The 24,255-nt window shown below is 55.1% G+C and carries 29 protein-coding genes; 22 read left to right on the plus strand and 7 right to left on the minus strand.

The window, feature by feature from the left end; all coding sequences use genetic code 11:
- Positions 1–3 precede the first annotated feature (3 nt).
- Positions 4–2,199: a phosphoketolase family protein gene (locus SPI6313_RS14360; protein WP_072621615.1), complete on the plus strand. Its 2,196-nt coding sequence runs from the start codon at positions 4–6 to the stop codon at positions 2,197–2,199.
- A 380-nt stretch (positions 2,200–2,579) separates the two neighbouring features.
- Here SPI6313_RS14360 and SPI6313_RS14365 read toward each other — a convergent pair whose 3' ends face one another.
- Complete coding sequence (locus SPI6313_RS14365; RefSeq protein ID WP_072621616.1) at positions 2,580–3,806, minus strand: WD40 repeat domain-containing protein; 1,227 nt, start codon at positions 3,804–3,806, stop codon at positions 2,580–2,582.
- 176 nt (positions 3,807–3,982) lie between these two features.
- On the opposite strand from SPI6313_RS14365, the gene SPI6313_RS14370 reads away from it, so the two are divergent.
- Positions 3,983–5,764 (plus strand): M48 family metalloprotease, encoded by a 1,782-nt coding sequence (locus SPI6313_RS14370; RefSeq protein WP_072621617.1) that lies wholly within the window; start codon positions 3,983–3,985, stop codon positions 5,762–5,764.
- A gap of 187 nt (positions 5,765–5,951) precedes the next feature.
- Here SPI6313_RS14370 and murA read toward each other — a convergent pair whose 3' ends face one another.
- Entirely contained in the window at positions 5,952–7,256 is a 1,305-nt protein-coding gene (murA, locus tag SPI6313_RS14375) for a UDP-N-acetylglucosamine 1-carboxyvinyltransferase (RefSeq protein ID WP_072623155.1), read from the minus strand.
- Positions 7,257–7,366: 110 nt separating this feature from the next.
- Positions 7,367–7,537: a hypothetical protein gene (locus SPI6313_RS24040; RefSeq protein ID WP_217650615.1), complete on the minus strand. Its 171-nt coding sequence runs from the start codon at positions 7,535–7,537 to the stop codon at positions 7,367–7,369.
- A 492-nt stretch (positions 7,538–8,029) separates the two neighbouring features.
- Between SPI6313_RS24040 and SPI6313_RS14380 the strand changes: the two genes are divergently transcribed.
- Positions 8,030–10,303 (plus strand): putative PEP-binding protein, encoded by a 2,274-nt coding sequence (locus SPI6313_RS14380; protein WP_072621618.1) that lies wholly within the window; start codon positions 8,030–8,032, stop codon positions 10,301–10,303.
- Positions 10,304–10,307: 4 nt separating this feature from the next.
- Here the strand turns inward: SPI6313_RS14380 and SPI6313_RS14385 are convergent, their stop codons facing one another.
- The 4 genes from SPI6313_RS14385 to ndhN form a co-directional block, all read right to left on the minus strand.
- On the minus strand, positions 10,308–11,054 hold the full coding sequence (locus SPI6313_RS14385; protein ID WP_072621619.1) for a DUF1995 family protein: 747 nt from the start codon (positions 11,052–11,054) through the stop codon (positions 10,308–10,310).
- Positions 11,055–11,272: 218 nt separating this feature from the next.
- Positions 11,273–11,848 carry a thioredoxin family protein gene (locus tag SPI6313_RS14390; RefSeq protein WP_072621620.1) on the minus strand — a complete coding sequence of 192 codons (576 nt, stop codon included), beginning with the start codon at positions 11,846–11,848 and terminating at the stop codon, positions 11,273–11,275.
- Positions 11,849–12,216: 368 nt separating this feature from the next.
- Positions 12,217–12,936 (minus strand): salt stress protein, Slr1339 family, encoded by a 720-nt coding sequence (locus SPI6313_RS14395; RefSeq protein ID WP_139276649.1) that lies wholly within the window; start codon positions 12,934–12,936, stop codon positions 12,217–12,219.
- 118 nt (positions 12,937–13,054) lie between these two features.
- Positions 13,055–13,528, minus strand: coding sequence for an NAD(P)H-quinone oxidoreductase subunit N (ndhN, locus tag SPI6313_RS14400; protein ID WP_072621622.1), 474 nt, complete (start codon positions 13,526–13,528; stop codon positions 13,055–13,057).
- A gap of 617 nt (positions 13,529–14,145) precedes the next feature.
- Between ndhN and rplC the strand changes: the two genes are divergently transcribed.
- The 19 genes from rplC (at position 14,146) to secY (ending at position 24,247) form a co-directional block, all read left to right on the plus strand.
- On the plus strand, positions 14,146–14,781 hold the full coding sequence (gene rplC, locus SPI6313_RS14405) for a 50S ribosomal protein L3 (protein ID WP_072621623.1): 636 nt from the start codon (positions 14,146–14,148) through the stop codon (positions 14,779–14,781).
- 39 nt (positions 14,782–14,820) lie between these two features.
- Positions 14,821–15,453: a 50S ribosomal protein L4 gene (gene rplD / locus SPI6313_RS14410; RefSeq protein WP_072621624.1), complete on the plus strand. Its 633-nt coding sequence runs from the start codon at positions 14,821–14,823 to the stop codon at positions 15,451–15,453.
- Complete coding sequence (locus SPI6313_RS14415) at positions 15,446–15,748, plus strand: 50S ribosomal protein L23 (RefSeq protein ID WP_072621625.1); 303 nt, start codon at positions 15,446–15,448, stop codon at positions 15,746–15,748. Before rplD ends, SPI6313_RS14415 begins: the two co-directional genes overlap by 8 nt.
- Positions 15,749–15,805: 57 nt before the next feature.
- Positions 15,806–16,636, plus strand: coding sequence for a 50S ribosomal protein L2 (rplB, locus tag SPI6313_RS14420; protein ID WP_072621626.1), 831 nt, complete (start codon positions 15,806–15,808; stop codon positions 16,634–16,636).
- 40 nt (positions 16,637–16,676) lie between these two features.
- Positions 16,677–16,955: a 30S ribosomal protein S19 gene (gene rpsS / locus SPI6313_RS14425; RefSeq protein ID WP_072621627.1), complete on the plus strand. Its 279-nt coding sequence runs from the start codon at positions 16,677–16,679 to the stop codon at positions 16,953–16,955.
- 12 nt (positions 16,956–16,967) lie between these two features.
- Positions 16,968–17,330 carry a 50S ribosomal protein L22 gene (rplV, locus tag SPI6313_RS14430; protein WP_072621628.1) on the plus strand — a complete coding sequence of 121 codons (363 nt, stop codon included), beginning with the start codon at positions 16,968–16,970 and terminating at the stop codon, positions 17,328–17,330.
- Between the two features lie 13 nt (positions 17,331–17,343).
- Positions 17,344–18,066, plus strand: coding sequence for a 30S ribosomal protein S3 (gene rpsC, locus SPI6313_RS14435; protein WP_072621629.1), 723 nt, complete (start codon positions 17,344–17,346; stop codon positions 18,064–18,066).
- A 53-nt stretch (positions 18,067–18,119) separates the two neighbouring features.
- A complete protein-coding gene (gene rplP / locus SPI6313_RS14440; RefSeq protein ID WP_072621630.1) occupies positions 18,120–18,539 on the plus strand; it encodes a 50S ribosomal protein L16 in 420 nt (139 codons plus the stop codon).
- A gap of 2 nt (positions 18,540–18,541) precedes the next feature.
- Positions 18,542–18,772, plus strand: coding sequence for a 50S ribosomal protein L29 (rpmC, locus tag SPI6313_RS14445; protein WP_072621631.1), 231 nt, complete (start codon positions 18,542–18,544; stop codon positions 18,770–18,772).
- A gap of 6 nt (positions 18,773–18,778) precedes the next feature.
- Entirely contained in the window at positions 18,779–19,027 is a 249-nt protein-coding gene (gene rpsQ, locus SPI6313_RS14450; protein WP_072621632.1) for a 30S ribosomal protein S17, read from the plus strand.
- Between the two features lie 26 nt (positions 19,028–19,053).
- Positions 19,054–19,422: a 50S ribosomal protein L14 gene (gene rplN / locus SPI6313_RS14455; RefSeq protein WP_072621633.1), complete on the plus strand. Its 369-nt coding sequence runs from the start codon at positions 19,054–19,056 to the stop codon at positions 19,420–19,422.
- Positions 19,423–19,776 carry a 50S ribosomal protein L24 gene (gene rplX / locus SPI6313_RS14460; protein WP_072621634.1) on the plus strand — a complete coding sequence of 118 codons (354 nt, stop codon included), beginning with the start codon at positions 19,423–19,425 and terminating at the stop codon, positions 19,774–19,776. It begins immediately after the preceding gene.
- A 52-nt stretch (positions 19,777–19,828) separates the two neighbouring features.
- Complete coding sequence (rplE, locus tag SPI6313_RS14465; protein ID WP_072621635.1) at positions 19,829–20,374, plus strand: 50S ribosomal protein L5; 546 nt, start codon at positions 19,829–19,831, stop codon at positions 20,372–20,374.
- Positions 20,375–20,406: 32 nt separating this feature from the next.
- Positions 20,407–20,808 carry a 30S ribosomal protein S8 gene (gene rpsH, locus SPI6313_RS14470; protein WP_072621636.1) on the plus strand — a complete coding sequence of 134 codons (402 nt, stop codon included), beginning with the start codon at positions 20,407–20,409 and terminating at the stop codon, positions 20,806–20,808.
- Between the two features lie 35 nt (positions 20,809–20,843).
- Positions 20,844–21,386, plus strand: coding sequence for a 50S ribosomal protein L6 (gene rplF / locus SPI6313_RS14475; protein WP_072621637.1), 543 nt, complete (start codon positions 20,844–20,846; stop codon positions 21,384–21,386).
- Positions 21,387–21,389: 3 nt separating this feature from the next.
- On the plus strand, positions 21,390–21,752 hold the full coding sequence (rplR, locus tag SPI6313_RS14480; RefSeq protein ID WP_072621638.1) for a 50S ribosomal protein L18: 363 nt from the start codon (positions 21,390–21,392) through the stop codon (positions 21,750–21,752).
- A 29-nt stretch (positions 21,753–21,781) separates the two neighbouring features.
- Positions 21,782–22,306 (plus strand): 30S ribosomal protein S5, encoded by a 525-nt coding sequence (gene rpsE, locus SPI6313_RS14485; protein WP_072621639.1) that lies wholly within the window; start codon positions 21,782–21,784, stop codon positions 22,304–22,306.
- 44 nt (positions 22,307–22,350) lie between these two features.
- Complete coding sequence (gene rplO / locus SPI6313_RS14490) at positions 22,351–22,800, plus strand: 50S ribosomal protein L15 (protein ID WP_072621640.1); 450 nt, start codon at positions 22,351–22,353, stop codon at positions 22,798–22,800.
- A gap of 112 nt (positions 22,801–22,912) precedes the next feature.
- Positions 22,913–24,247 carry a preprotein translocase subunit SecY gene (secY, locus tag SPI6313_RS14495; RefSeq protein WP_072621641.1) on the plus strand — a complete coding sequence of 445 codons (1,335 nt, stop codon included), beginning with the start codon at positions 22,913–22,915 and terminating at the stop codon, positions 24,245–24,247.
- The last annotated feature ends 8 nt before the right edge of the window (positions 24,248–24,255 follow it).

Below are 24,255 nucleotides of genomic sequence, written 5' to 3' on the forward strand. Positions count from 1 at the left end.
TTCATGTCTGTAGCCACTGCCACCCCCACATTCTGCGACGGCATTCAATATTTTGCGGAGACATTGCCAGGCTTTGACCAATACGGCGGCGAGGCAGCGATCGCACCGGGACAAACCGCGATCGCCTCCCCCAGCGACCCCAAGGCCGTCTATCAAACCCTCTTGGCAGCCGATGCCCTGCGCTATCTCACCCTCCAAATCACCGCCAGTAAGCAATCGGGCCACCCCGGCGGTTTTGCCAGCATTGCCGATGGAATCGCAGCCTTGGTGATGCTCGGCTACAAAAACATCACCACCGAAGTCGGCCACCACGCCCCCGGCTTCTATAGCAACGTCTTCCTCGATCAATCCCTCGAAGCGATGGGGATTAACACCGTGCAAGGAATGCGCGATCGCTTCCGCGAAACCCACGGCCTCCTCGGTCACCTCTCCGGACAAATCCCCGGCCTGCTTAACCCCGCTGGCCCCCTCGGCCAAGGGCAACACTTCGCCATGGCCGGCGCGAAACTCAACCCCGGCGTGCTCTTCCCCGTCACCATCGGCGACGGCGGGTTAGGCGAACCCTACATCATGAGCAGCTTCGGCCACTTCAACACCGCCTACCCCGACACCACCAACTTCCTGCCGATCCTCGTCTGGAATGGCTACAGCCAAGAACACCACAGCATGGTATCCACCAAAACCAACGCCGAAATGCTCGCCTATTGGCAGGGCAACGGCTTCGCTGAGGTGATTCTCCTCGATGCCAAAGACTACGACGATGCTGATCAACCGGGTGATTATGTGGACAGCACCGCGTTTTCCTTTGCAGGTCGCCTCAAATTTACCCAAGCCCTCCTCGAAGCCACGGACAAAGCCGCGAAATCCGCCCTCGGTGGCACGCTGACGGTCTTGATCGTCAAGCAACTCAAAGGCGCAGGCGTTCACAAGCGCGGCGCGAAATCCCATAACCTCTATCCCGGTGATTCCGTCGAAAAAGACTACATCATCGCCGCGCTCCAAGCCCGCGCCCTCACCCCCCAAGCCTGGGAATTGGTGCGCACCAACTACGTCCGCGCCAACGGTGGCCCGGCCGCTCAAACCGCTGTGACGGAGAGCGTTCGCCCCGTACCGGAGTTGGGTAGCGTCACCCTGCAAGAATTTCCCCTGGGTGATAAACAAGTGTCCACCACAGCGATGGGTGCAATGGTGGTGCAGGTGGGTCAAGCTGACCCGGATTTTGTCGTGACGAATGCCGACGGTAACGCCGCTTCGGGGATTAACAACATCAATGTGGGCTTGAAAATTGTTCACCCCACCACGGATGCGGACTATTTCCAACAGCCCCAAGGCCAAGTCTATGAACCCTTGAGCGAGGATGCTTGTGCGGGGTTGGCGGCGGCTCAGGCGTTGTTTGGGGCGCGATCGCTCTGGTGCTCCTACGAATCCTTCGCGATCAACGGTCTCCCCATTTGGCAAACCGTCACCCAAGCCATGGCCGAACTGCGCCGCCCCACCCCCGCCACGGTCTGCCTCTTCACCGCCGGCGCTTTGGAACAGGGGCGCAACGGTTGGACGCACCAACGCCCCGAAGTGGAAAACTATTTCGCCGCCATGATGCGCAACGGCAACGTTTTCCCCCTCTTCCCCTGCGATGCCAACAGCACCCAAGCCTGCTATGAATGGGCACTCCAGCAGGTGAACAAAGGCATCACGATCACGGTGTCTAAATCCCCCCTGCCGATTCGCTCAACGGTGGAGCAAACCCGCGACGCTCTCACCCATGGCGCGTTTGTTCTCCAGGAAACCCCCGGCGAAAAAACCGTCGTTTTCGCGGTTTTAGGCGATATGACCCTGATTCCGGCGCTCGATGCAGCCGAGCAACTTAAGGCCCAGGGCATTGGTTCAAAAGTTGTGGTGGTAGTGAGTCCCCGCCGTCTCTATCGGCCGTCAGATGTGGCGGCGGATCTATGCAGTGAATCGGATCAGGGTTTCCTCTCCGCTGCGGAGTTTGCGGCGCTGTTCGATGGGGATGCGGTGTTGGCAATCACGGGCGGTTCTGGTGCAATGTTGGAACCAATCCTGCTCCGTTCGACGGCTCCTCGCGATTTGTTTGCCTGGAAGCGGGGCGACACGGCGGCCAGTGCAGCGGCGGTGATGGCGTTTAACGGTCTGACGGCGGCAGCGTTTGTCCAACGGGCGACGACGCTTTTGAGTTAAGTGTAATCGTTGGATGGGATGGGGTAGAGTCTACCCCATCCGTTGCGATCGCCACCGGCCATCGACGAGCAGCCGGTGCGAGCATTCCATTCTGGGCTTTCGAGTTAGTTGCAGAGACAGGATTTACAGTTTTCACCGTTTTCGTCGCAACATTGGCAATAGGGTGCAGAGGCGAGGCTAGAATCGGGACATAAAGCCGTATTATTTAAGCCAATTGTAGAGACCATGACAATTAAATAACCGAAGAGTTTAAATTGCGTGAACATACAGATACCCTGACTTGAAAAGATTTCTTTCAAGATATCTCGTTGTGGATTCTTTGGGATGAGGGGTGAGGTCTTCCATGGGTATGAGGTAGACACCTCAAAGCCTTGCTAGCACTAATCTTTCACACCCCAAACATTGATTTTGCCATCCATACTTCCACTGATGATTTGAGTGCCACCCTGGTTACTGGCCAGCGAAAGTACGGAGCTTTGATAGCCGACTAAGGTGTGTTGAAGTTTGCGGGTTCGGAGGTTCCAAATATTGATCGCAGCATCTGATCCACTACTCATGATGGTTTTGCCATTATTACTGAGACAAAGGGCGTGAATTTCATTCAAATGGCCAATGAAACGATGCTGAAGGGTCTGGTGTTTAATATCCCAGAGGATCAGGGTTTTGTCGGTGCTGCTGCTGATCAGGGCGGATTGTTCGGGATGCCAGACAAGGCTGGTGATGCTGTTGAGGTGGCCGTGGAGGGTGGCGATCGCGCGTCCGGTGGCTAAATCCCAGAGCAGGATCACCCCGTCGGCGCTGCCACTGGCGGCAAAGCGTTGATCGGGGCTGAAACAGACGGCTTGGATGACGCTGTGATGGCCGATGAGGTGCTGGCGGATTTGGCCGCTGTCACTGTCCCAGAGGGTGAGCATACCATCAACGCCGCCGCTGAGGATGGTCTGTTGGTCGGGACTGATGGCGATCGCTTTCACGAAACTGTTGGGACTGGTGAAAATGCGTTGCAGTTGGGGGGTGGTGAGATCCCAAAGTTTGATGCTGCGATCCATGCTGCCGCTGGCGAGGGTAGTGCCGTCGGGGGTGAGGGCGATCGCAGAGACCCAATCCGAATGCCCGACAAGGGTGTGGCGCAGTTGCCCGGTGGGAACGTGCCAGAGTTTGATCGTTTTATCGAGGCTGCTGCTGATCAGGGTTTGGCCGTCGGGGCTGATCGCGAGTCCGGTGATGGGTTGGCTGTGGGCTTGGATGCTGAGGAGGTTACTAAACAGGGGCCAGGGATTGAACGATCGCAACGTCAGCAAAATTTTCACATACCACCGCTCCTGTTCGAGGGTGTCTGCGATCGTCACCGCCCAGTCTTGCAGCAGTTGATAAGCTGTCCATTGGACACGGGGACTGTGATCTTGCAGGGCATTGAGCACGAGAGCCACGCCGCGATCGCCCTGTTGCATCGCTTCAACTAGCGCCGCCCGTCGCACGGCTTCTTGGGGGTTCCGGAGGCGCGTTTGCACACCGGAAAAGCCCCCTAACACCAGGCCATCCGGGGTTAGGGCTTGTCCCCCCAAGACCACATCATGGGCTTCAGGTTGAGTCTGAAAATGATTCATAAGTCTGCCGCTGGAATCTCACCATCCCCGCCGATGCCGGGTGCTCAATCACCCTCCATCTTCACACAAAGTCTTCCCAACGCGGATTGTAACCGTTGTGATCCAAGCGGCAACAACTGGGCGGTTTTTACGTCACGATGGGGCATAGTTGTGTTGAATGTTGAAAGAGTTGCCCTATGAAACTGGCTTGGTCTATCCTCCTGCTTCCCCTCGGTTTCATCAGTGCTGAAGCGGCGATCGCACTCGAACCGCCGCTAGAGTCCGATGAAATTGCGATCGCGGCTTCCCCAGCGACCCCAGCGGCAATTCCGAGCATCATTACCCCACCCTCCCCCCAAGACATCCCGACAGCGATCGCGTTCGAGCCGGAACCGTTGGCCGTAGCAGTTCCCGCCGAGCCGATGCCGAGCGAACCCAGACCCACGGCCCAAGCAGAACCGGACGCGACCGCTCCCCCTGTCGATGAGGACATCGACGCAACCCCAGCGGAGCCGGAAGCCGAGGCAGCCATTTCAACCATTCCCCTCAAAAGTCCCGATCCGTGGGGGGAAACGGGGTTTGGGTCGTTTGCATTGACTCCGGATGACCGCGCCCGTCATGAATTGCTGCGTCAGGGCGATCGCGCCTTTGGGGCCGCAGATCTGCCGACGGCGGTGGAGTTTTATCAAGCAGCCAAAGAGCCGTTTGCCTTGGAGCAGTCCGGCGAACACGCGGCCCACGTTGCCGCGATTACCGATCCTGACCTGCTATCCCCCGCTGCTGGGGTCTATTGGCGCACCCACCAAGAGGGCGTTGCCGCGAATTTAACCAGTAAGATTTTCGCGCCGCTGGATTTACTCCTTGAAGAGCAGCCGGAATTTATCCCGGCCTATGTGAGCTATGCCCAAGAATTGCGCGATCGCAACCAAAATGAACGCGCCATAGAAATTCTCGAACAGGCCGCCAATCGTTACCCGGATCAGCCAGAGCTACTGATGATGACGATTGATGCCAAACGGGAAGCGGAAGAATGGCTCGATGCGTCATTGTTGGCGCGTCAGTTTACGATCCTCAATCCGGATCATCCCCAAGCGGAAGCCTTTAGCCTGATTGCCGATGAGACCTTTGAACGCTATGAGCGGAAGTTACGGAGCCGGATTCGGGGCAATGCGATCGCCAATATTTTGACCGGAATTGTGGGGTTTGCGGTGACGGGGAATATTTTCGGCCCCATCTCCGCTGTGGAAACCGCTATTATTCTCCTCGATGGGGAAGAGAAAATCGGCGATCGCATCGCCAACCGCGTCAAAGAAGTCGCGCCGATGGTGGATGATCCGCTGCTGCTGGGCTACGTGGACGAAATCGGGCAAGCCCTCGCCCAAACCACCGGCCGCGACGAATTTACCTATGAATTCAACATCATCCTTGATGACACCCTCAACGCCTTCGCCCTCCCTGGCGGCAAAATCTTCATCAACGCCGGAGCCATTCTCGAAACCGAAACCGAAGCCGAACTCGCGGGCCTGATCGCCCACGAAATTTCCCATTCCGCCCTGTCCCACGGCTTTCAACTGGTGACCAAAGGGCAATTCACCGCCAACCTCGCCCAGTATGTCCCCTTCGGCGGTCTCGCCACGAATCTACTCGTCTTCGGCTACAGTCGCGGCATGGAACGGCAGGCAGATCGCCTTGGCACTCGGATGCTCGCCGCCAGCGGTTATGCCGCAGATGGGGTGCGGAACCTGATGGCCACCCTTGACGCGATGAACAAGCCCAGCCCGCCCGCATGGTTATCGACGCACCCGGATACGAGCGATCGCGTCCAATACCTCGAAACCTACATCCTCGAAAACGGCTTAAACCGCTACAGCTTCGAGGGCATCGATCGCCACACCCGAATGCGACAACGGGCCCTAGACCTGATCAACGAATATCGCCAAAGTGCCGACTATCGCCGCCGCCGCGATCGCCGCCGCTAATCACGCCGCTCCAGGCTGAATCGTCTTTATTCTCTTGCCAGAGTGATAAGCGTGGTTTACAACGCCGAACCCTGAAAAAACACGTCCAGTCCCTCAAACTTCCGCAGGCTTCACCCATCCTCATCCAGCACCCTTAATGTATTTAGCGTGAAGCCGGTGAAAGTCTGAATTGATCGGGAAAAACGGTCTACGCTTCGGCGTGATCCAGTGCAGCGACGCGCTCTAACTTGGCCCCAATGCCTTGGAGTTTCGTTTCGAGGTTATCGTAGCCGCGATCGAGGTGATGGAGACCTTTCACAATCGTTTTGCCATTGGCCGCCAAACCCGCCAACACCAACGCCGCCGAAGCCCGTAAATCCGTCGCCAGCACCGGCGCACCGGACAGGAAGGGCACGCCTTTGATAATGGCGTTTTGCCCCTTGACCCGGATATCCGCGCCCATCCGCACCAGTTCCGCCACATGGCGCATCCGGTTTTCAAACACCGTTTCTGTGATGACGCTGTTGCCTTCCGAGAGGGTCATCAGGGCCATGAACTGCGCTTGCATATCCGTGGGAAACCCTGGATAGGGGAGGGTTTCAATGTCCGTTGCTTTGCGACAATTGGGAATAATCCGCAGTTGATTCAGACCTTCGGCCACCACGTCCGATCCCATTTCCCGCAGTTTAGCCAGGACGGGGCTGAGATGGTCGGGGATCACGGGGCCGATGGTTAGTTCCGATTGGGTGATCGCACCGGCAACGAGGAAGGTTCCGGCTTCGATGCGATCGGGAATGATGGCATAGTCCACGCTGTGAAGATAGGGAACCCCAGAGATGGTGATTGTATTGGTTCCTGCACCGCGAATTTTGGCTCCCATGGCGCGGCAGAAATTGGCGAGGTCGGCCACTTCGGGTTCTTGGGCGGCGTTTTCAATAATGGTCTCACCGTCAGCGAGGGTGGCGGCCATCATTAGGGTTTCCGTTGCCCCGACACTGGGATAGTCAAGGTAAATATTGCCTCCTTTCAAGCGTCCGCCGGGCACGTCGGCATGGACGATGCCGTGTTCAATGCGAACATGAGCACCGAGGGCTTGTAGGCCTCGCACATGGAGATCGACAGGACGCGCTCCGATCGCACAGCCTCCCGGTAGGGGGACGCGGGCTGTCCCCAGGCGAGCCACGAGCGAGCCGATGATGAAGAAACTGGCGCGGAGTTTCGAGACTAACTCGTAGGGGGCTTTGGAGGTGCTGATGTGTCGGGTGTCGAGGGTGAGGCGATCGCCTTCGTGCTGGATTTTAATCCCTAGGGATTCAAGCACTTGGTTCATCCGTTGAATATCCGTCAGGTTAGGGACATTGCGGAGAACGCAATCATCCGGGCACAGGAGGGTGGCAGCCATAATGGCAAGGACTGAATTTTTTGCCCCGCTGATTTTGACGTGACCGGAGAGGGGATGTCCTCCGACAATGTGCAGCGTCGGCCCCGAATCGGGGGTCTCGACGGATTGCACTGGGGTCGGCTCGACGGAATTAGCGGCGGTTTTTTCCACAATTAACAAGGGGGTGGTTAGTGTCTGGATTTTGGGTTTAAATTTTACAGCAAAGTCGAAAAAAGTCTAGTTCACTGAAATTTTGTCAAGGGTGATATTAAGAAAAGCAAAAGACCATGGGGATACATGTTTTCTCGATTGCGCTGGGTGTTTTCTGGCAACCCTGAAATCATGGCATAAAGGCTTGAATCAGTGATGATTATGGGGTTTTGGGGGTCGATATTGCCCGGAATAGCATGCATGGTAAGGTTGGTCACAGCGTCCTTCGGGCAGCATTCTAGCCGAGACGGTGGGATGTTAATCCGGTTTTTGCGCCTTGCTAACCAGCCGTGCTTAACCCAAAGGGGTAAAATTGCAGCGTACCACAGGAGGATCTCAGGCCACCGGGGTTAGGGCAACGATGGACCAGACTGCGTTGAATCGATGGATCGATCCCACTGAATCAGCCGGGGCGGGATGGTGCGATCGCACCTTGGGACCGTCTTGCCCAACGAGCATGTTCTGTACAATCGATAGGGTATGGGAGGGGGTGGGATTTTCGATGTCGGGCTGAGGTGTAAAGCTGGGCTGAGGGCGGGTGACAGGGAGAGCAGGCGGGAAGGGTGAGGTAAGACTCTGGCGCTCAGGGTAGAGACGGATATACTGCCATGGGCTTGATCCCTTCAATTTGCACTATTGTCGGGGCGATCTGTCGCCTATCGTTAGATCGCATATCGTTTCACATGCTTAGACCGATGCATATCGTTTGGTTGGATCGTTCTTCTGTTTTGGGTCGTGAAGAGGTGGGTGATGTTGCCGCAGCCTTGAGTCGGTTGGCCCATGAGGGTGAGCGGATTGCCCCGGCGATGGTGATTGCGGTGGATGGGTGGACGGATTGCTTGGGGGCGGTCAGTGAGCAGGAGCCGTTGTTGTTGGGGTTGTTGGATGGGTCGCTGCATTTTGATAGTCGTCAATATCAGGTGGTGCGTCATATTGCCCAGAAGGTGCGTCAACAGATCCAAGGGTGGGAGGTAACGCCCCAGTGGTTGATGACCTTGGGGGAAGGGTTGGCGGGGTTGGGCTGTGGGGTGGTGCGGGTGCTGCCGTCGCTGGTCTATGGGGAGCATTGCGGGGTGGCGGTGGAACAGATGCTGCGATCGCCCTGGTGTTTGAACCATCCGAGGCTGGTACAACGAACCATACAAGCAGTGTGGAGTGAGGTATTTGCGGCGCGAAATTTGCTCTATTGGCATCGTCAAGGGGTGGCGATCGCACAATTGCGCCTGGGCGTGATCATCCAAGCCGCTCCACCAACGGCCATGACGGGAACCCTAACCCTCACGGATCAGCAATGGCAGCTTGAGGTGATCCATGGCGTGCCCGATGTGACCTTGGGCTATGGGGTGGGAGCAGAGGTGTACGGCGGCAGCGGGGAAAAGGAAACAACCTGGTCACCGAGCCAGCAAAAGCGGGCCTGGTTAATTGCCTCGGTTCCGACAGTGCCGGTGTGTGTCCAAGATGTGCTCTGTCCAGCAATGGCAGAGGGGCAACCCCTGCTATCCCCACAGCATCGAGATACTTTAGTCGCGATCGCCCACCGCCTGCGCCAACAGGGCCATAATCATTGTCGCCTCACCTGGATGATGCCCGATGGGTTTATCACCATAACCGGTTATACACCCTATCCCCCCATTGGTCGTCCGGACTCCCACCCAATCCACAGCACAGGCGTAGATCCCAAAGCCTTGGTCACGGGAATCTGTGCATCCTCCGGGTCTGTCTATGCTCCGGTGTTTTGCATTGATCACGAAGATCTCCTCCCTCAGACATTCCCCGATGGGGCGATTTGGGTGGCGGCAACGATGGCCATGGCCTGGTTACCCCATTTACATCGGGCAGGGGGGTTGGTGCTAGAGCAGCCGCAGATGACGAGTCATGGGGCGTTAGTGGCGCGGGAATTGGGAATTCCGGCCTTGGTGGGAGTTCCCCAGGCATTACAACGCTTGGCGACGGTATCTCAGGCCTGGTTAGACAGCGATCGCCACGGGATCTTTCTCAACGCCCTCGCCCCCATCCCCCAGGACACTCCCCCGATCGCCCCCGCCCCCGGCTCCACCCAAACCCAAGTTTGGCTCAACCTCAACCAGCCCCACCTCCTGCATCGCTGGGCGGACTTGCCCATTGATGGCGTGGGGTTGATTCGGTCTGAATTAATGATGTTGTCCCTCTTCCACAGCCATCATGGCGGCCCGGCCGCCCTCGATCCGGATTCAATTCAGCGTTGGCTCGATCGGCCGGAGCAATTGATCCGGCAGTGGGTGGCCTGGTTGCGTCCGGTGGTGGCGGCGATGGCTCCGCGCCCGGTGTTCTATCGCTCGACGGACTGGCGATCGCTGGAATTTCCCCCCTTACCCCATCTCCCCACGGTGGGGGTGAATCCCTTGCTGGGCCTGCGGGGAACCGCCGTCTATGCCCACAATAGCCAACTGTTTGACATTGAACTCCAAGCAATTCACACCCTGCAACAGGACTATGGTAATGTGCGCATAATTTTACCCTTTGTGCGCAGTGTCGCGGAATTCCAAGCGGCTCGCGATCGCCTGCTAAAAGTGGGACTGTGCGATCATCCCCAGTTTGAACTGTGGTTAATGGCAGAAGTCCCGTCGATCCTGTTCCAACTCGCTGACTATCAAGCCGCCGGGGCCCAGGGTGTGGCCATCGGGCCGCGGGATTTAGGGCAGTTGCTGTTGGGGTATGAGGCCGATGCTATGGCGCTGTCCCTGCCTCCGTTGACGGATCATCCGGCGGTGTGGAGTGCGATCGAATTCTTGATCCTGACGGCCCATCGTCTGCGGTTGCCGGTGTCCCTCTGTAGCTCAACATTAAATTTACAGCCACACCAGTTAAAACGCTTGGTGGCAGCGGGGTTAACGGCGATCTCCGTGGAACGGGATGCGATCGCCCCCATCCGCCGCCACCTGCTCCATCTCGAACAAACCCTCCATCACCCCCCGTTTCCGTCCCCCTAATGCCCTATTGGCTCAACGCCCGGAACAGTTGCTGCAAACTGCCGAGCACCCCCATTTTTTTCGGCTGCACTGCCCCCGGTTCGGCATTGCCTTGGGCATGGCGGAGAAGAATACGCTCTAAGCCTTCTCCGGCGGGGCGTTGGGGTTCTTCTGCGATTAGTTCATACCCTTCCTCTGCCTCGGTTTCAGCAGCTAGCCACACTTGCCACAGGCTAGGAAACTGCCGAAACACCACGCCCCCCTCGAAGGGTCGGATGTAGTAGGCGGTTTCGAGGGTGCTGAGGAAGCGATCGCGCAACTGCCGCGCCGCATAACCAATCCCCACCGTCGCCACACTTTCCAACTGAGGAATCAAAATCACCACCGGCTTCCCCTCCGTGGCGTTGCAGAGTTTTTCCACCGCTTCCACTTCCACCGACGAGGGACATACCACCAGATAAATCTCATCAGTATCGCTAATTTTGGTCGTCACGGGGGTGAAGCGGCTCCCCAGATCATTAACCCGAAACTCCGTCTCGCCCCAATCTCGCCGGGCCAACGCTGCCGCCCCCGTATCGGCAAACAGCACCTTCAAACCACTGCCATAGTGGGCAAACAGTTCTGTATATTGGCGAGCGATCGCCTGGGCTTGGAGCGCAATTTCAGGAAACACCAGATCCACCTGAATCCTTTGGCAGCCACTCTCTAGGGCGGTCAGGGTCGCGGCTTTTGACTGTTGAATCGCGTCTTCTAAAGAGGTTGGAATCGTCATGTAATTTAAAAATTGATTGGATTTAAAGACGGTTGGAATCGGCTTCCATTATCCGGGATTATCACCCCTAAAGGCCAGTTAGCCATCACCCCAAGAGTAGGGATGGTTTCGATTTGCCGATCCGCCTCAACCCCATCGGCCCAATGGCCCCCGATCAACCCCCCACCCAATCCCACTATCTCGATGGGATCTCTGCACCGACTAAATTCAGGCTGGTGTTAAAGTTTCGGTGCGTTGCCGGGTTTCCACTTGATGTTACAGCCGATACTCGGTTTTTGATCGGGGGGGACAGGTTGATTACTTAAGACGGCATCGATCGCACTGCGCAGATCTGCCCCTGTGACGGGCTGGTCATTACCGGGGCGACTGTCATCGAGTTGACCACGATAGACCAAGGTGCGATCGCGATCAAACAAGAAAAAGTCCGGCGTACAAGCAGCGGTATAGGCATGGGCGACGGCTTGGGTTTCGTCGTAACACACCGGGAAGGTGAACCCTAGGGATTCGGCCATGGCTTTGAGGCGATCGGGGGAATCTTGGGGGTAATGTTCCACATCGTTGGAGCTAATGGCGACAATACCCAGGGGGCGATCCTGATAGTCGCGGCCGAGTTGGGCGAGTTGGTTTTGGATCTGCTTCACGAAGGGGCAATGTTCACAAATGAACATCACTAAGAGGGCATGGCGATCGCTAAAATCGGCAAGGGAAATGACCCGATCAGAAACGGTATCCGGGAGGGCAAAATCTGGAGCGGGTGTGCCAAGGGGGAGCATGGTGGATGCGGTACGAGCCATAGAAGATCTCCAAAGGTGCAGGGCAACAGTGGCAAGTGTAGCAAAGGGAAGGGAGCTAGACGCTCAGGATTGCGATCGCAATCCCGTCAGAGCAGGGAGATTCCGCTGGCAAGAATCGGCAACACCCTAGTTGCGATCGCCCCGCCCATCGTTGCACGATGTCCCCTCATGTCATGGCACAGCTAAAATAGTGTTTTCCTGTAGTGCACTATTTTAGCTAAAATAGTGCAATAGAATTTTGATTTTTTTTCGCATTGTAGAGAATTTCAGCGATTTTCTAATACACAGCTTTAGCTGAAACAGTTCATTGGATTAAAACGGCAATTCAGCAATCCGTCGTAACCCACCGATGCAGATGGGTCGTGATCCTAAGGCTGAGTCCAAAGGGCTTCGAGGTAGTCAATAGCAGCATCCTGTTTGGATGGATAGTTGTAGGCAAATTCTTCAAACCACAGCCCTTCATCGGAATAGGGGTCGAGGTCTTTCAGCCAAGCGGCGGCTTTTTGAGCGATCGCTTTGCGGCGTTGTTGCCGTTCCCATTCCCGTTGCCGATGTTCCCGCAAGATCGCTTCCTGTTGCTTGATCTGGGCAGCGGTGTCAATCTGTTTAAACTCGCCTTTGAGATCATCCAGGAGATGGTCAATCTTCGGGTCAGGGGGGGGAGGGCAGCGGTTGGCCTCAAACTCCCGCTTCATTTGGGTAATCACGCCATCCGTTGCCGCTGAGGTTTTGCGGGTGGGTAGTTCGATCGGGGGTAAGGGTTTCTGGCTAAATTCGGTTTGCAAGTCGGCGAGGAGGGCTTGCACCTCATCGGTGGGGGGAGTTGGCGATCGCAGCTCACGTGCTGACGGCTTAGCCCCTTGGCGTTGGCGAAACTCCCCTTGCACTTCAGCTAAAAGATCCGCCACCGTTGCATCCGCTTCATCCGGGGGGGCAGGGCGACGCTGTTGCCGGGCAAACCCTTCGAGATCAAGCTCATCCGGGTCTGCCGGGGTTTGTTTTTGGGCAAACTCCGCCTGCAATTCCGCCAACAAAGCAGCGGGATCGTCCGGTTGATGATTGGGTTGTCCTGGCGTTTGTGAACTCACTGCGCGTTCAACCTCCGCAAGTAATACATCAATCCTCTGATCATCGGCCTGATCCGAATCCTCTGAGGGTGGAAAGGATGACTCTGCTGGCTTCATCATCGCCGCGCCCCCACCTGGACTAGGCTGCGATCGCCTCTTGGAGCGGCAACCATCGGAAAGAGCGATCGCCCCCCAACTCCAGCACCACCTTAATTCTCGGTTCCGTGCGCGGCAGATTGATCAAATACTCGCGCTCCTGATTCGACAACACCATTCCCTCAATAATCCAAAGCACCAAGCCCTTGGAATTCGGCGGCAGATTTTCGAGCTGCGTCAGAGCGATCGGCGGCACATAGTAGATTTCCCCCACCATCGCCCCTTGGCCGATCGTCTTCTTCCCCAAGTGCGGCGGACGTACCCCATGGATACCCATCAGATAGGCCGCCACATCCCCCAAGCCTCTAGCCGTCAGGTTCAAAGTCTGATACCCCGCCGCCCGGAGTCGCCGCTGATACCGACCTTCGTAGCCTCCTTCTAAGGGCGCATAAATCCCCACGGCTCCGGACTGCTCTAAGCCTTTGATAAACGCTTTACCCGTTGTCAACAGTGCCATATCTTCTTTTCCAATTCTTCACTAACGTATGAATGTCGCTCAGATTGCAATGCGCTCTCTTTATCTTATATTAAGCAACAAGCAACCCCGCGCTAAAGCCCCAGAGCTTCCCAACGGATCAGGCGGTTAACCGTAGAACCTCCATCGGCATGGGACTGCGATCGCGCCCATTCCCCGACCGCTGCGATCTCAACCCTTGTCTCGGCCTCCTCCAAGTTTGCAGTCTTGACTTGGTGTGTCAAAACCGTTATAGTAAGCGATTGTGACCTTAAACGCGGCCATCTAGTAACAAGCGTTACTAAATCCAAAGCGTTCAAAGCGTACTCACCCACGGATACTGAAAGCTCATAACCCTTGCGTTTCAAGTCCAGAGTACCCAACGGGTCTAGGGAACAGCGAACGAATGCTCCTGTTCTCCACCACAACCTGCCCCCATCGGGCTAAAACCAAGACACTTCAATTTTGTTTCCGTTCACCCTCAAGCAGGTCGGACGGACTGAATCTGTCTGAAGGGCAGCGATTCACCGACGCTTATTCGTCTCGTCATTGGTGCGACCTCCCGGTTTATCAGTTTGTTTTATTTAACGTGTTGTTTAGAGAAAGAGAGGGCTAAACCCGTGTCTGTCGGTATCCTCGGCACCAAGCTAGGCATGACCCAGATTTTCGACCGAGAATCTGGCGCTTCGATTCCCGTTACCGTCATTCAAGCGGGACCATGCACTATTACTCAAATTAAACAAAAGCAAACGGACGGCTACACAGCAGTCCAGATTGGCTATCAGGAAGTTAAAGAAAAAGCCTTAACCAAGCCTGAACTCGGTCATCTCAGCAAAGCGAACGCTGCTCCCCTGCGTCACCTAAAAGAATATCGCCTCGACGATGTCAGCAGTTTTGAACTGGGTCAAGCCTTAAGCGCCGATATTTTTACCCCCGGTCAACTCGTTGATGTGTCGGGTAAAACCATTGGTCGCGGTTTTGCTGGGTATCAAAAACGGCATAACTTTAGACGCGGACCCATGTCCCACGGTTCCAAAAACCACCGTCTCCCAGGCTCCACGGGGCCCGGTACGACTCCCGGTCGGATTTTCCCAGGGAAGAAAATGGCAGGGCAATACGGCAACACGAAAGTGACCATTCGCAAATTGCAGGTTGTCCGCGTTGATACTGAAAAGAATCTGTTGCTCGTTCGCGGTGCGATTCCAGGAAAGCCCGGCAATGTGTTGAGCATCGTGCCTGCAAATATCGTCGGCTAGACGGTTCGGTCTGTATACAGTGGAAAGACAAGTTAGACAATGGTTAATTGTGTTGTAAAAAATTGGCAGGGTGAGGCGGTCGGCGAAACGACGTTAGATCTCCCTGTGGCCAAAGAAGAAAATGCGGCGCATATCGTTCACCGCGCTCTCGTGCGCCAACTGGCCAATGCGCGGCAGGGAACCGCATCCACGAAAACCCGTGCGGAAGTGCGCGGGGGTGGACGCAAGCCCTGGCGGCAAAAGGGAACGGGTCGGGCGCGTGCCGGGTCGATTCGCTCGCCGTTATGGCGTGGGGGTGGGGTCATTTTTGGGCCGAAGCCTCGCGACTATAGCCAAAAAATGAACCGCAAGGAACGCCGTTTGGCGTTGCGCACGGCGTTTAATAGCCGGATTGAGGATTTGGTGGTGGTGCAGGACTTCGCCGCAGAGTTAACCAGCCCGAAAACGAAGGATCTGGTGACGGCGTTGGCGCGTTGGGATGTGACCCTTGAGAAGCGGGTGTTACTGATTACCCACGAACCCCATGAAACGCTGTATCTGTCGGGGCGCAATATTGCCAACCTGACGATGATTTTGGCCACAAACCTCAATATTCACGATCTGTTGACGGTGAGCAAAATTGTGGCAACGGATGCGGCGATCGCCAAAATTCAGGAGGTGTATTGTGACTAATTACGACCCCCGCCAACTGGCGGATATGATTTTAAAGCCGGTGGTCACGGAAAAAGCCACGATCATGCTTGAGCAAAACAAGTATGTGTTTGATGTGCTTCCGAAAGCGACCAAGCCACAAATCCGGGCCGCGATCGAGTCTCTCTTTGATGTCACGGTCACGAAGGTGAATACGCATCTGCCCCCCCGACGCAAAAAGCGGGTCGGTAAATTTATTGGGTATAAAGCGCAATATAAACGCGCGATCGTCACCCTAGCAGAAGGGGATGAAATTGTCCTCTTCTCCGATGTCTAAGACCAAAACCAGCGACATCTCGTCGCGCAGTAAGCCTTGCAGAGCACGTAACTGAACATGGGTATTCGTTCTTTCAGACCAATGACTCCGGGGACACGGGAAGCCAGCGTATCTGACTTCGCCGATATCACCAAGTCCAAACCGGAAAAATCTCTTACTAAATACAAGCACCGGAAGAAAGGCCGCAATAATCGCGGTGTGATCACCAGTCGGCGACGGGGGGGCGGTCATAAACGCCTGTACCGTCAGATCGATTTCCGACGCGATAAGCGCAATATGCCCGCGACCGTGGATGCGATCGAATACGATCCCAACCGCAATGCGCGGATTGCCCTTGTGGTTTATGAGGATGGCGAAAAACGCTATATTCTCTGCCCCGATGGCTTGAAAGTGGGCGCGAGCATTATTGCTGGGCCGGATTCTCCCTTTGAAACGGGGAATGCGTTGCCGCTCTCGAATATGCCCCTGGGGAGTGAGATTCATAATATTGAACTCTTGCCGGGTCGCGGTGGACAAATGGTGCGCTCCGCTGGAGCCGCCGCACAATTGGTGGCGAAGGAAGGGGATTATGTCACCATTAAACTCCCCTCAAAAGAAGTCCGCATGGTACGCCGCGAGTGCTATGCCACGTTGGGTCGAGTGGGCAATGCTGAGGCCCGGAACTTGAGCCTAGGGAAAGCGGGGCGGATGCGCCATTTAGGTCGTCGTCCCCAAGTGCGCGGGAGTGCAATGAACCCGGTGGATCACCCCCATGGTGGGGGTGAAGGGCGCGCGCCGATTGGTCGGAGTGGCCCGGTAACGCCTTGGGGTAAGCCTGCCTTGGGACGGAAGACGCGCAAGAAGAATAAGCCGAGCGATCGCTTCATCATCCGCCGTCGGAATGCCTAATCCTCAACCACATTGTTAACCACTCAAACCACAAGTACCTATGGGTCGTTCCTTAAAAAAAGGGCCATTCGTGGCCGATAGCCTGCTTTCCAAAATTGAAAAGCTCAACGCTAAAAATGAAAAACAGGTGATCAAAACCTGGTCACGTGCGTCCACGGTGTTGCCCCAAATGGTGGGTCATACCATCGCTGTCCATAACGGTCGTCAGCATGTGCCCGTCTATGTCAATGAACAGATGGTGGGCCACAAACTGGGCGAATTCGCGCCGACGCGGACGTTCCGGGGTCATGCCAAAAGTGACAAAAAAGCGAGACGCTAACGGGAGAAAATCATGGCAGTAGATACCAGAGAAGAAGTAAAAGCGATCGCCCGCTACATCCGGATGTCCCCCAACAAAGTCCGGCGCGTCCTCGACCAAATTCGAGGCCGCTCCTATCGTGAGGCATTAATCATCCTTGAATTCATGCCCTACCGCGCCTGCGGCCCGATCTTGAAAGTGCTACGGTCTGCCGTTGCCAATGCCGAACATAACAACGGTTTAGATCCCAGCACCTTAATGGTCAGCAGTGCCTATGCCGACCAAGGCCCCAAACTCAGACGCTTCCGGGCCCGCGCCCAAGGTCGAGCCTATCAAATCCAACGGCCAACGTGTCACATTACCGTTGCCGTTGCCCCCGCCCTAGACGACGAATAAGAGGAACACAACCGTGGGACAAAAAGTACATCCAACTGGCTTTCGCCTTGGCGTTATCAAAGAACACCGGTCTCGGTGGTTCGCTGACCGCAAGCGCTATCCAGAACTACTCCAAGAAGACCACAAAATTCGTGAACATGTCCAAGCGAATCTCAGCAATGCAGGGATTTCTGACGTGCGCATCGAACGCAAAGCCGATCAAATCGACCTCGAAATCCATACCGCCCGTCCGGGTGTTGTCGTGGGTCGTGGCGGTAGCGGCATTGAAGCCCTCCGCACTGGACTCCAGCAACTCCTCGGTGGCACCCGCCAAATTCGCGTCAATGTGATCGAAGTGGCCCGCGTTGATGCGGATTCGGTCTTGATTGCCGAATATATCGCCCAACAACTCGAACGTCGGGTTTCCTTCCGCCGGGTTGTGCGCCAAGCCATTCAACGGGCCCAACGGGCTGAGGTGCAAGGCATCAAAATCCAAGTGGGGGGTCGCCTCAACGGGGCAGAAATTGCGCGGACTGAATGGACGCGGGAAGGCCGTGTCCCTCTCCATACCCTCCGGGCTGATATTGACTACGCCTACCGCACGGCTAAAACCATTTACGGCATTCTGGGGATTAAGGTTTGGGTCTTCAAAGGCGAAATCATCCCAGGTCAAGAAGAATTGGCGGCAGCCACACCGAGCCAACAACCTGCGCGTCGTCAACGCCGTAACCGCCAGTTTGAAGACCGCTCGGAATAAGCGGTGATGCACCGGGCCGGAATGTTACGAGTCATTTTTAACACAAGCACATTATGTTAAGTCCCAGAAGAACAAAATTCCGCAAACAACAACGCGGTCGGATGAAAGGGCTAGCGAAGGGCGGCACGACGCTGAATTTTGGCGATTTTGCCCTCCAAGCGATTGAACCGTCCTGGATTACCTCTCGCCAAATTGAGGCTGCTCGACGCGCCATGACTCGTTATGTGCGCCGGGGTGGCAAAATTTGGATTCGCATTTTCCCGGATAAGCCGGTGACGATGCGTCCGGCGGAAACCCGGATGGGTTCCGGGAAAGGGTCGCCTGAGTTTTGGGTGGCTGTGGTGAAGCCGGGTCGCATTATGTTTGAGATGAATGGTGTGTCTGAGGAAGTGGCACGAGAAGCGATGCGTCTGGCTTCTCAGAAGCTCCCGATTAAGACGAAGTTCATCACCCGTAAGGAGGTTGAAAGTTAACGATGGCACTACCTAAGGTTGCAGATGCGCGCAAGCTCAGTGATGAGGAATTATCAACGGAGATTGTGAGCGCGAAACGAAAACTATTTGAGTTGCGGCTTCAACAGGCGACTCGTCGTCTTGAAACCCCCCATGAGTTCAAACACACGCGCCATTGGATCGCTCAGTTGCTCACCGTTGAACGGGAGCGGCAGTTAACTCAATCTACCCCAACTACTACAGCAGAGGAGTAAGCAACGATGGCGGTTAAAGAACGTGTGGGTTTGGTGGTCAGCAACAAGATGGATAAAACGGTTGTTGTTGCGATTGAAAACCGTGCCCCTCATCCGAAGTACGGCAAGATTGTCGTTAAAACGAAAAAGTATAAGGCCCACGACGAAGACAACAAGTGTAATGAGGGCGATCGCGTCCGGATTCGTGAGAGCCGCCCCCTCAGTCGTACCAAGCGTTGGACGGTCACTGAAGTTCTCGAAATCACGAATCGGTAAGCATTCCCTAACCCTGTTCAAGAGCAATGATTCAACAACAAACCTATCTCAATGTTGCCGATAACAGCGGCGCTCGTAAGCTGATGTGTCTGCGAGTGTTGGGTAAAGGCAATAGCCGTTATGGCGGCATTGGCGATCGCATTATCGCCGTGGTCAAAGAAGCAATCCCGAACCAAGGGGTTAAAAAGTCCGATGTGGTCACGGCTGTCATTGTGCGAACCAAGCAATCCCTGCGTCGGGATAGCGGCATGAGCATTCGCTTTGATGACAATGCAGCGGTGATCATCAATAACGATGGGAATCCGAAAGGAACCCGCGTCTTTGGCCCGGTTGCCCGCGAATTGCGCGATCGCAACTACACCAAAATTGTCTCATTGGCACCGGAGGTCATCTAAATGGCAAAAGCAAAGCGCAACGCACCCAAAACAGCCCAGAAAATGCACGTCAAAGCAGGAGACACCGTCCAAGTGATCTCCGGTCGTGACAAAGGCAAAGTCGGGGAAATCATCCGGTCAATCCCCTCCGACAGCAAAGTAGTGGTCAAAGGGGTCAACATTCGCACCAAACACGTCAAGCCCCAACAGGAAGGCGAATCCGGTCGAATTGAAACCTTTGAAGCCCCCATTCACAGCTCCAACGTCATGCTCTATTCCAATAAAGAGCAAGTGGCGAGCCGCATCAGCTACACCGTCAACGCTGACGGTCGCAAAGTGCGGATGCTCAAAAAAACCGGTGAAATCATCGATTAGTCCACCTATTTGGCCGCCTGACCAAGCCCAGGTTGCCCCATGAATACCCATCATGTCCCAACGACTTAAGCAACTCTACCAAGACACCATTGTCCCCAAGCTCACCGAGCAATTTGGGTACACCAACGTTCACCAAGTGCCCAAGGTGCATAAAATCACCCTCAATCGGGGTCTTGGTGAAGCCTCTCAAAATGCGAAAGCACTTGAATCGTCATTAAGTGAACTCGCGATCATTAGTGGTCAACGTCCCGTCGTGACCCGTGCGAAAAAAGCGATCGCCGGCTTCAAAATCCGAGAAGGAATGCCCGTCGGCGTAATGGTAACCCTCCGCTCCGATCGCATGTACGCTTTTTTGGATCGTCTAATTAGCCTAGCGCTGCCTCGCATCCGTGACTTTCGCGGCATCAGCCCCAAAAGCTTCGACGGGCGAGGAAACTACAGCCTCGGCGTTCGTGAGCAACTTATCTTTCCAGAGATCGACTACGACAGCATCGATCAAATCCGAGGGATGGATATCTCCATCGTGACCACCGCCAACACAGACGAAGAAGGTCGCGCGTTGCTCAAAGAAATGGGCATGCCCTTCCGTAATCAATAGAACCCCGTTACGAAGGAGGAACACACACGCTTATGGCGGCCAACGACACTATTTCCGACATGCTCACTCGCATCCGTAACGCCGGAGCCGTGAGACATAGCACCACCAACGTCCCCTCGACTCGGATGACACGCGACATCGCCCGTGTCCTCAAAGACGAAGGCTTCATTGCCGACTATGAAGAAGCAGGCGAAGGCGTGAAAAAACAACTCACCCTTTCCCTCAAATACGCGGGCCGTACCCGCAAGCCGATCATCAACACCCTGAAACGGATTAGTAAACCCGGTCTCCGCGTTTACAAAAACCGCAAAGAATTGCCCCGTGTCCTTGGTGGCATCGGGATTGCCATCATCTCCACCTCCAGCGGCATCATGACCGATCGTGAAGCCCGGCAGCGCGGTATTGGTGGTGAAGTCCTCTGCTACATTTGGTAGCCCCCCGCTTATCCCCAACCTCGGAGTAAACGCTTATGTCTCGGATTGGCAAACGTCCAATAACCGTTCCTGATAAAGTTACTGTCACCATCGACGGCAACCATGTCGCCGTCAAAGGCCCCAAAGGTCAGCTTGAACGCCAGATTCCCGGCATGGTTGACATCCATCAAGATGGCAACACCATCACAGTGGTGCGTCACAACGAAAGCCGCAAATGCCGCGAGCGTCATGGCCTGTCCCGCACCCTGATCGCCAACATGATCGAAGGCGTGTCCAACGGCTATGAAAAGCAACTGATCATCCAAGGGGTAGGGTATCGTGCCCAAATGCAAGGCACCACCTTAGTCCTCAGTGTCGGCTACAGTCACCCTGTTGAAATTCAACCCCCCGAAGGTGTGCAGTTTGCCGTCGCCGAAAAAAATACTCAAGTGGTGGTCAGCGGCATCAACAAAGAAATTGTGGGTAACGTCACCGCTCAAATTCGGGCTGTACGCCCCCCCGAAGTCTACAAAGGCAAAGGGATTCGCTACAAAGGCGAAGTGGTTCGACGCAAAGCTGGTAAGGCAGGGAAGAAATAGATCATGAAAACAACTCGTAAAGCTCAACTGCACCGTCGCCACCGGCGACTGCGGAAAAAAGTTAGCGGCACAGCCACTCGTCCTCGCTTGGCCGTCTTCCGCTCCAACAATCATATCTATGCTCAATTAATTGATGATGTGCAGCAACATACCCTTGCCGCTGCATCTAGTCTTGATAAAGAACTCAAGACAGATCTGCCATCGGGGGCAAACTGTGATGCATCCACATCGGTGGGCACATTGATCGCAGAACGTGCCAAAGCCAAAGGCATTCAGCACGTTGTTTTTGACCGGGGGGGAAATCTCTACCATGGTCGTGTGAAGGCCTTGGCAGAGGCTGCCCGTGAAGCGGGTCTCGACTTCTAAATCGGTGATCTTAAACAAAGTAAGTAACGATGGCAAAAACAAAAGGTAAAAAAGGGAACCGCACCAAGAAAGAAGAACTCTTTCAAGAGCGGGTTATTCAAATTCGCCGGGTCAGCAAGGTTGTCAAAGGCGGTAAAAAGCTCAGTTTCCGGGCAATTGTTGTCGTCGGTGACGAAAATGGCAAAGTCGGCGTTGGCGTTGGCAAAGCCGCAGATGTGATTGGCGCAGTGCGCAAAGGCGTTGCGGATGGCAAGAAGCAGTTAGTCGATGTGCCGTTGAATAAGGCGAACTCGATCACCCATCCTGCTCGCGGCGTTGCTGGCGGTGCAAAGGTGATGATGCGCCCAGCGGCTCCCGGTACTGGGGTAATTGCTGGGGGTGCTGTTCGTACCGTCTTAGAATTGGCGGGCGTGAAGAACATTCTGGCGAAGCAGCTTGGATCGAGCAGCCCCCTCAATAATGCGCGGGCGGCTGTGGATGCTCTCGAAACGCTGCGGACGTTCCGGGATGTGGCCCAAGAGCGTAATGTTCCCATTGAAAAGCTTTATATCTAATTGTCCGAATCAAGGTTGAAGGGTCAAGACTCTGAACAAAAATCATGAACATTAATGATGCTACGCCCAAGGCTGGGTCAAATAAACGCCGCCGTCGTGTGGGCCGCGGAATTGCAGCGGGCCAAGGGGCCAGTTGTGGTTTCGGAATGCGGGGTCAAAAATCTCGCTCTGGTACCGGCACGAAGCCGGGGTTTGAAGGGGGTCAAATGCCCCTGTATCGGCGTGTTCCGAAGTTAAAACACTTTACGGTGATTAATCCGAAGCTGTTCACGATTGTGAATGTGCGGCGCTTGGCTGAGTTGCCGGCTAATTCTGAAGTGACCTTAGCGTCATTGATGGATTGTGGCATTGTGACCGCCAATGATGGCCCGTTGAAACTGTTGGGCGATGGTGAATTGTCTGTGGCGCTAACCGTGAAGGCGGCGGCTTTTACCGCTGGTGCTCGGCAGAAAATTGAGGCGGCGGGCGGTAGTTGTGAAGTTGTCGCTGGGTAAGTCATACTAGATCAGCGTTCTGCCGTCAGAATGTTTAGTTCGTGGGGATAATTTTAAACTCCTGCGATCGCTCTTAACTTCCCCAAACTCTGTATCAATGAGGTAACCCTTCATGGTTGTCAGCCGCGATAAAACACCAACGGCGCAAGAAACCTTTATGCAAATGGCCCAAGCTGCGGGGCTACGAGGTCGTCTCTTAATCACAATTGGCCTCCTCGTGCTCGTCCGCCTTGGCGTTTATTTACCGGTTCCCGGTGTCGATCTAGCTCGCTTCAGTCGCGAAGTCCAAGACACGCCGTTAATTGGTTTTTTAGATGTATTTTCCGGCGGAGGACTCTCCTTACTCGGTATTTTTGCCCTTGGCATCTTACCGTTCATTAATGCCTCCATCATCATGCAATTGCTCACGGCGGCGCTCCCGTCGTTAGAAAATTTGCAGAAAAATGAAGGGGAAGCCGGCCGACGCAAAATCTCTCAGATTACCCGCTACGTTGCCCTTGGCTGGGCTGCACTGCAAAGTGTGATGCTCACAACCTGGGTACAAAGTTACGCCTACGAACCGGGCCCGGTCTTTTTTGTTGAAACGGTGATTGCCTTCACCGCCGGTTCAATGTTCGTGATGTGGATTTCTGAGCTGATCACGGAACGGGGCATTGGGAACGGTGCGTCCCTGCTGATTTTCGTCAACATTGTGGCGGTGCTGCCGACCATTTTGGGACAAACCGTAGGGGTCGCTCAACAAGGCGGACGTGATGAAATTGCCAAAGTCGTGATTTTGCTGCTGGCCTTTTTGTTGATGATTGTGGGGATTGTCTTTGTCCAGGAAGGGACACGCCGAATTCCGATTATCTCCGCTCGTCGCCAAGTGGGTCGCCGTCTTTACCGTGAACGGACAAACTACCTACCCCTCCGCCTCAATCAAGGGGGGGTGATGCCGATTATTTTCGCCTCAGCGGTGTTATTTTTACCGGCATCTTTGGCACAGTTTACCCAGGGTAAAGAGGGATTCTTGGGGGATTTAAACCAGATTTTAGCCCCGGTGTCCAATGCCATTCGGATGGATGGCCCCACACCTTGGATTTACGTGCTGGTCTTTTTCACCTTAATTCTGTTCTTTAGCTACTTCTATTCATCGTTGATTGTGAATCCGGTGGATATGTCGCAAAACCTCAAGAAAATGGGGTCTAGTATTCCGGGAATTCGTCCCGGACGCGCCACCAGTGAGTATCTAGAGCGGGTGATTAATCGCCTGACGTTCTTAGGTGCAGCGTTCTTGAGTGTGGTGGCGACGGTGCCGACCGCTGTCGAAAGTGCCATGGGGATTCAAACACTGCGGGGGTTGGGATCTACATCCTTGTTGATTTTAGTCGGGGTTGCCATTGATACGGCGAAGCAGATCCAAACCTATGTGATCTCGCAGCGCTATGAAGGCATGGTGAAGAAGTAACGCTGCCT

This window comes from Spirulina major PCC 6313 (assembly GCF_001890765.1).
Classification (GTDB): domain Bacteria; phylum Cyanobacteriota; class Cyanobacteriia; order Cyanobacteriales; family Spirulinaceae; genus Spirulina; species Spirulina major.

Bases quoted from the DNA above. Each gene is read 5' to 3' on its own strand.
- rplB (WP_072621626.1), top strand. From the start codon at position 15,806: ATGGGTATTCGTTCTTTCAGACCAATGACTCCGGGGACACGGGAAGCC.
- rplX (WP_072621634.1), top strand. From the start codon at position 19,423: ATGGCAAAAGCAAAGCGCAACGCACCCAAAACAGCCCAGAAAATGCAC.
- rplN (WP_072621633.1), top strand. From the start codon at position 19,054: ATGATTCAACAACAAACCTATCTCAATGTTGCCGATAACAGCGGCGCT.
- SPI6313_RS14370 (WP_072621617.1), top strand. From the start codon at position 3,983: ATGAAACTGGCTTGGTCTATCCTCCTGCTTCCCCTCGGTTTCATCAGT.
- rpsE (WP_072621639.1), top strand. From the start codon at position 21,782: ATGGCAAAAACAAAAGGTAAAAAAGGGAACCGCACCAAGAAAGAAGAA.
- rplO (WP_072621640.1), top strand. From the start codon at position 22,351: ATGAACATTAATGATGCTACGCCCAAGGCTGGGTCAAATAAACGCCGC.
- rpsS (WP_072621627.1), top strand. From the start codon at position 16,677: ATGGGTCGTTCCTTAAAAAAAGGGCCATTCGTGGCCGATAGCCTGCTT.
- rpsH (WP_072621636.1), top strand. From the start codon at position 20,407: ATGGCGGCCAACGACACTATTTCCGACATGCTCACTCGCATCCGTAAC.
- secY (WP_072621641.1), top strand. From the start codon at position 22,913: ATGGTTGTCAGCCGCGATAAAACACCAACGGCGCAAGAAACCTTTATG.
- rplP (WP_072621630.1), top strand. From the start codon at position 18,120: ATGTTAAGTCCCAGAAGAACAAAATTCCGCAAACAACAACGCGGTCGG.
- ndhN (WP_072621622.1), bottom strand. From the start codon at position 13,528: ATGGCACTGTTGACAACGGGTAAAGCGTTTATCAAAGGCTTAGAGCAG.
- rplR (WP_072621638.1), top strand. From the start codon at position 21,390: ATGAAAACAACTCGTAAAGCTCAACTGCACCGTCGCCACCGGCGACTG.
- rplE (WP_072621635.1), top strand. From the start codon at position 19,829: ATGTCCCAACGACTTAAGCAACTCTACCAAGACACCATTGTCCCCAAG.
- SPI6313_RS14380 (WP_072621618.1), top strand. From the start codon at position 8,030: ATGCATATCGTTTGGTTGGATCGTTCTTCTGTTTTGGGTCGTGAAGAG.
- SPI6313_RS14385 (WP_072621619.1), bottom strand. From the start codon at position 11,054: ATGACGATTCCAACCTCTTTAGAAGACGCGATTCAACAGTCAAAAGCC.
- SPI6313_RS14390 (WP_072621620.1), bottom strand. From the start codon at position 11,848: ATGGCTCGTACCGCATCCACCATGCTCCCCCTTGGCACACCCGCTCCA.
- rplV (WP_072621628.1), top strand. From the start codon at position 16,968: ATGGCAGTAGATACCAGAGAAGAAGTAAAAGCGATCGCCCGCTACATC.
- rplF (WP_072621637.1), top strand. From the start codon at position 20,844: ATGTCTCGGATTGGCAAACGTCCAATAACCGTTCCTGATAAAGTTACT.
- rpsQ (WP_072621632.1), top strand. From the start codon at position 18,779: ATGGCGGTTAAAGAACGTGTGGGTTTGGTGGTCAGCAACAAGATGGAT.
- SPI6313_RS14360 (WP_072621615.1), top strand. From the start codon at position 4: ATGTCTGTAGCCACTGCCACCCCCACATTCTGCGACGGCATTCAATAT.
- SPI6313_RS14365 (WP_072621616.1), bottom strand. From the start codon at position 3,806: ATGAATCATTTTCAGACTCAACCTGAAGCCCATGATGTGGTCTTGGGG.
- SPI6313_RS24040 (WP_217650615.1), bottom strand. From the start codon at position 7,537: ATGCATGCTATTCCGGGCAATATCGACCCCCAAAACCCCATAATCATC.
- rplD (WP_072621624.1), top strand. From the start codon at position 14,821: ATGGTTAATTGTGTTGTAAAAAATTGGCAGGGTGAGGCGGTCGGCGAA.
- rpmC (WP_072621631.1), top strand. From the start codon at position 18,542: ATGGCACTACCTAAGGTTGCAGATGCGCGCAAGCTCAGTGATGAGGAA.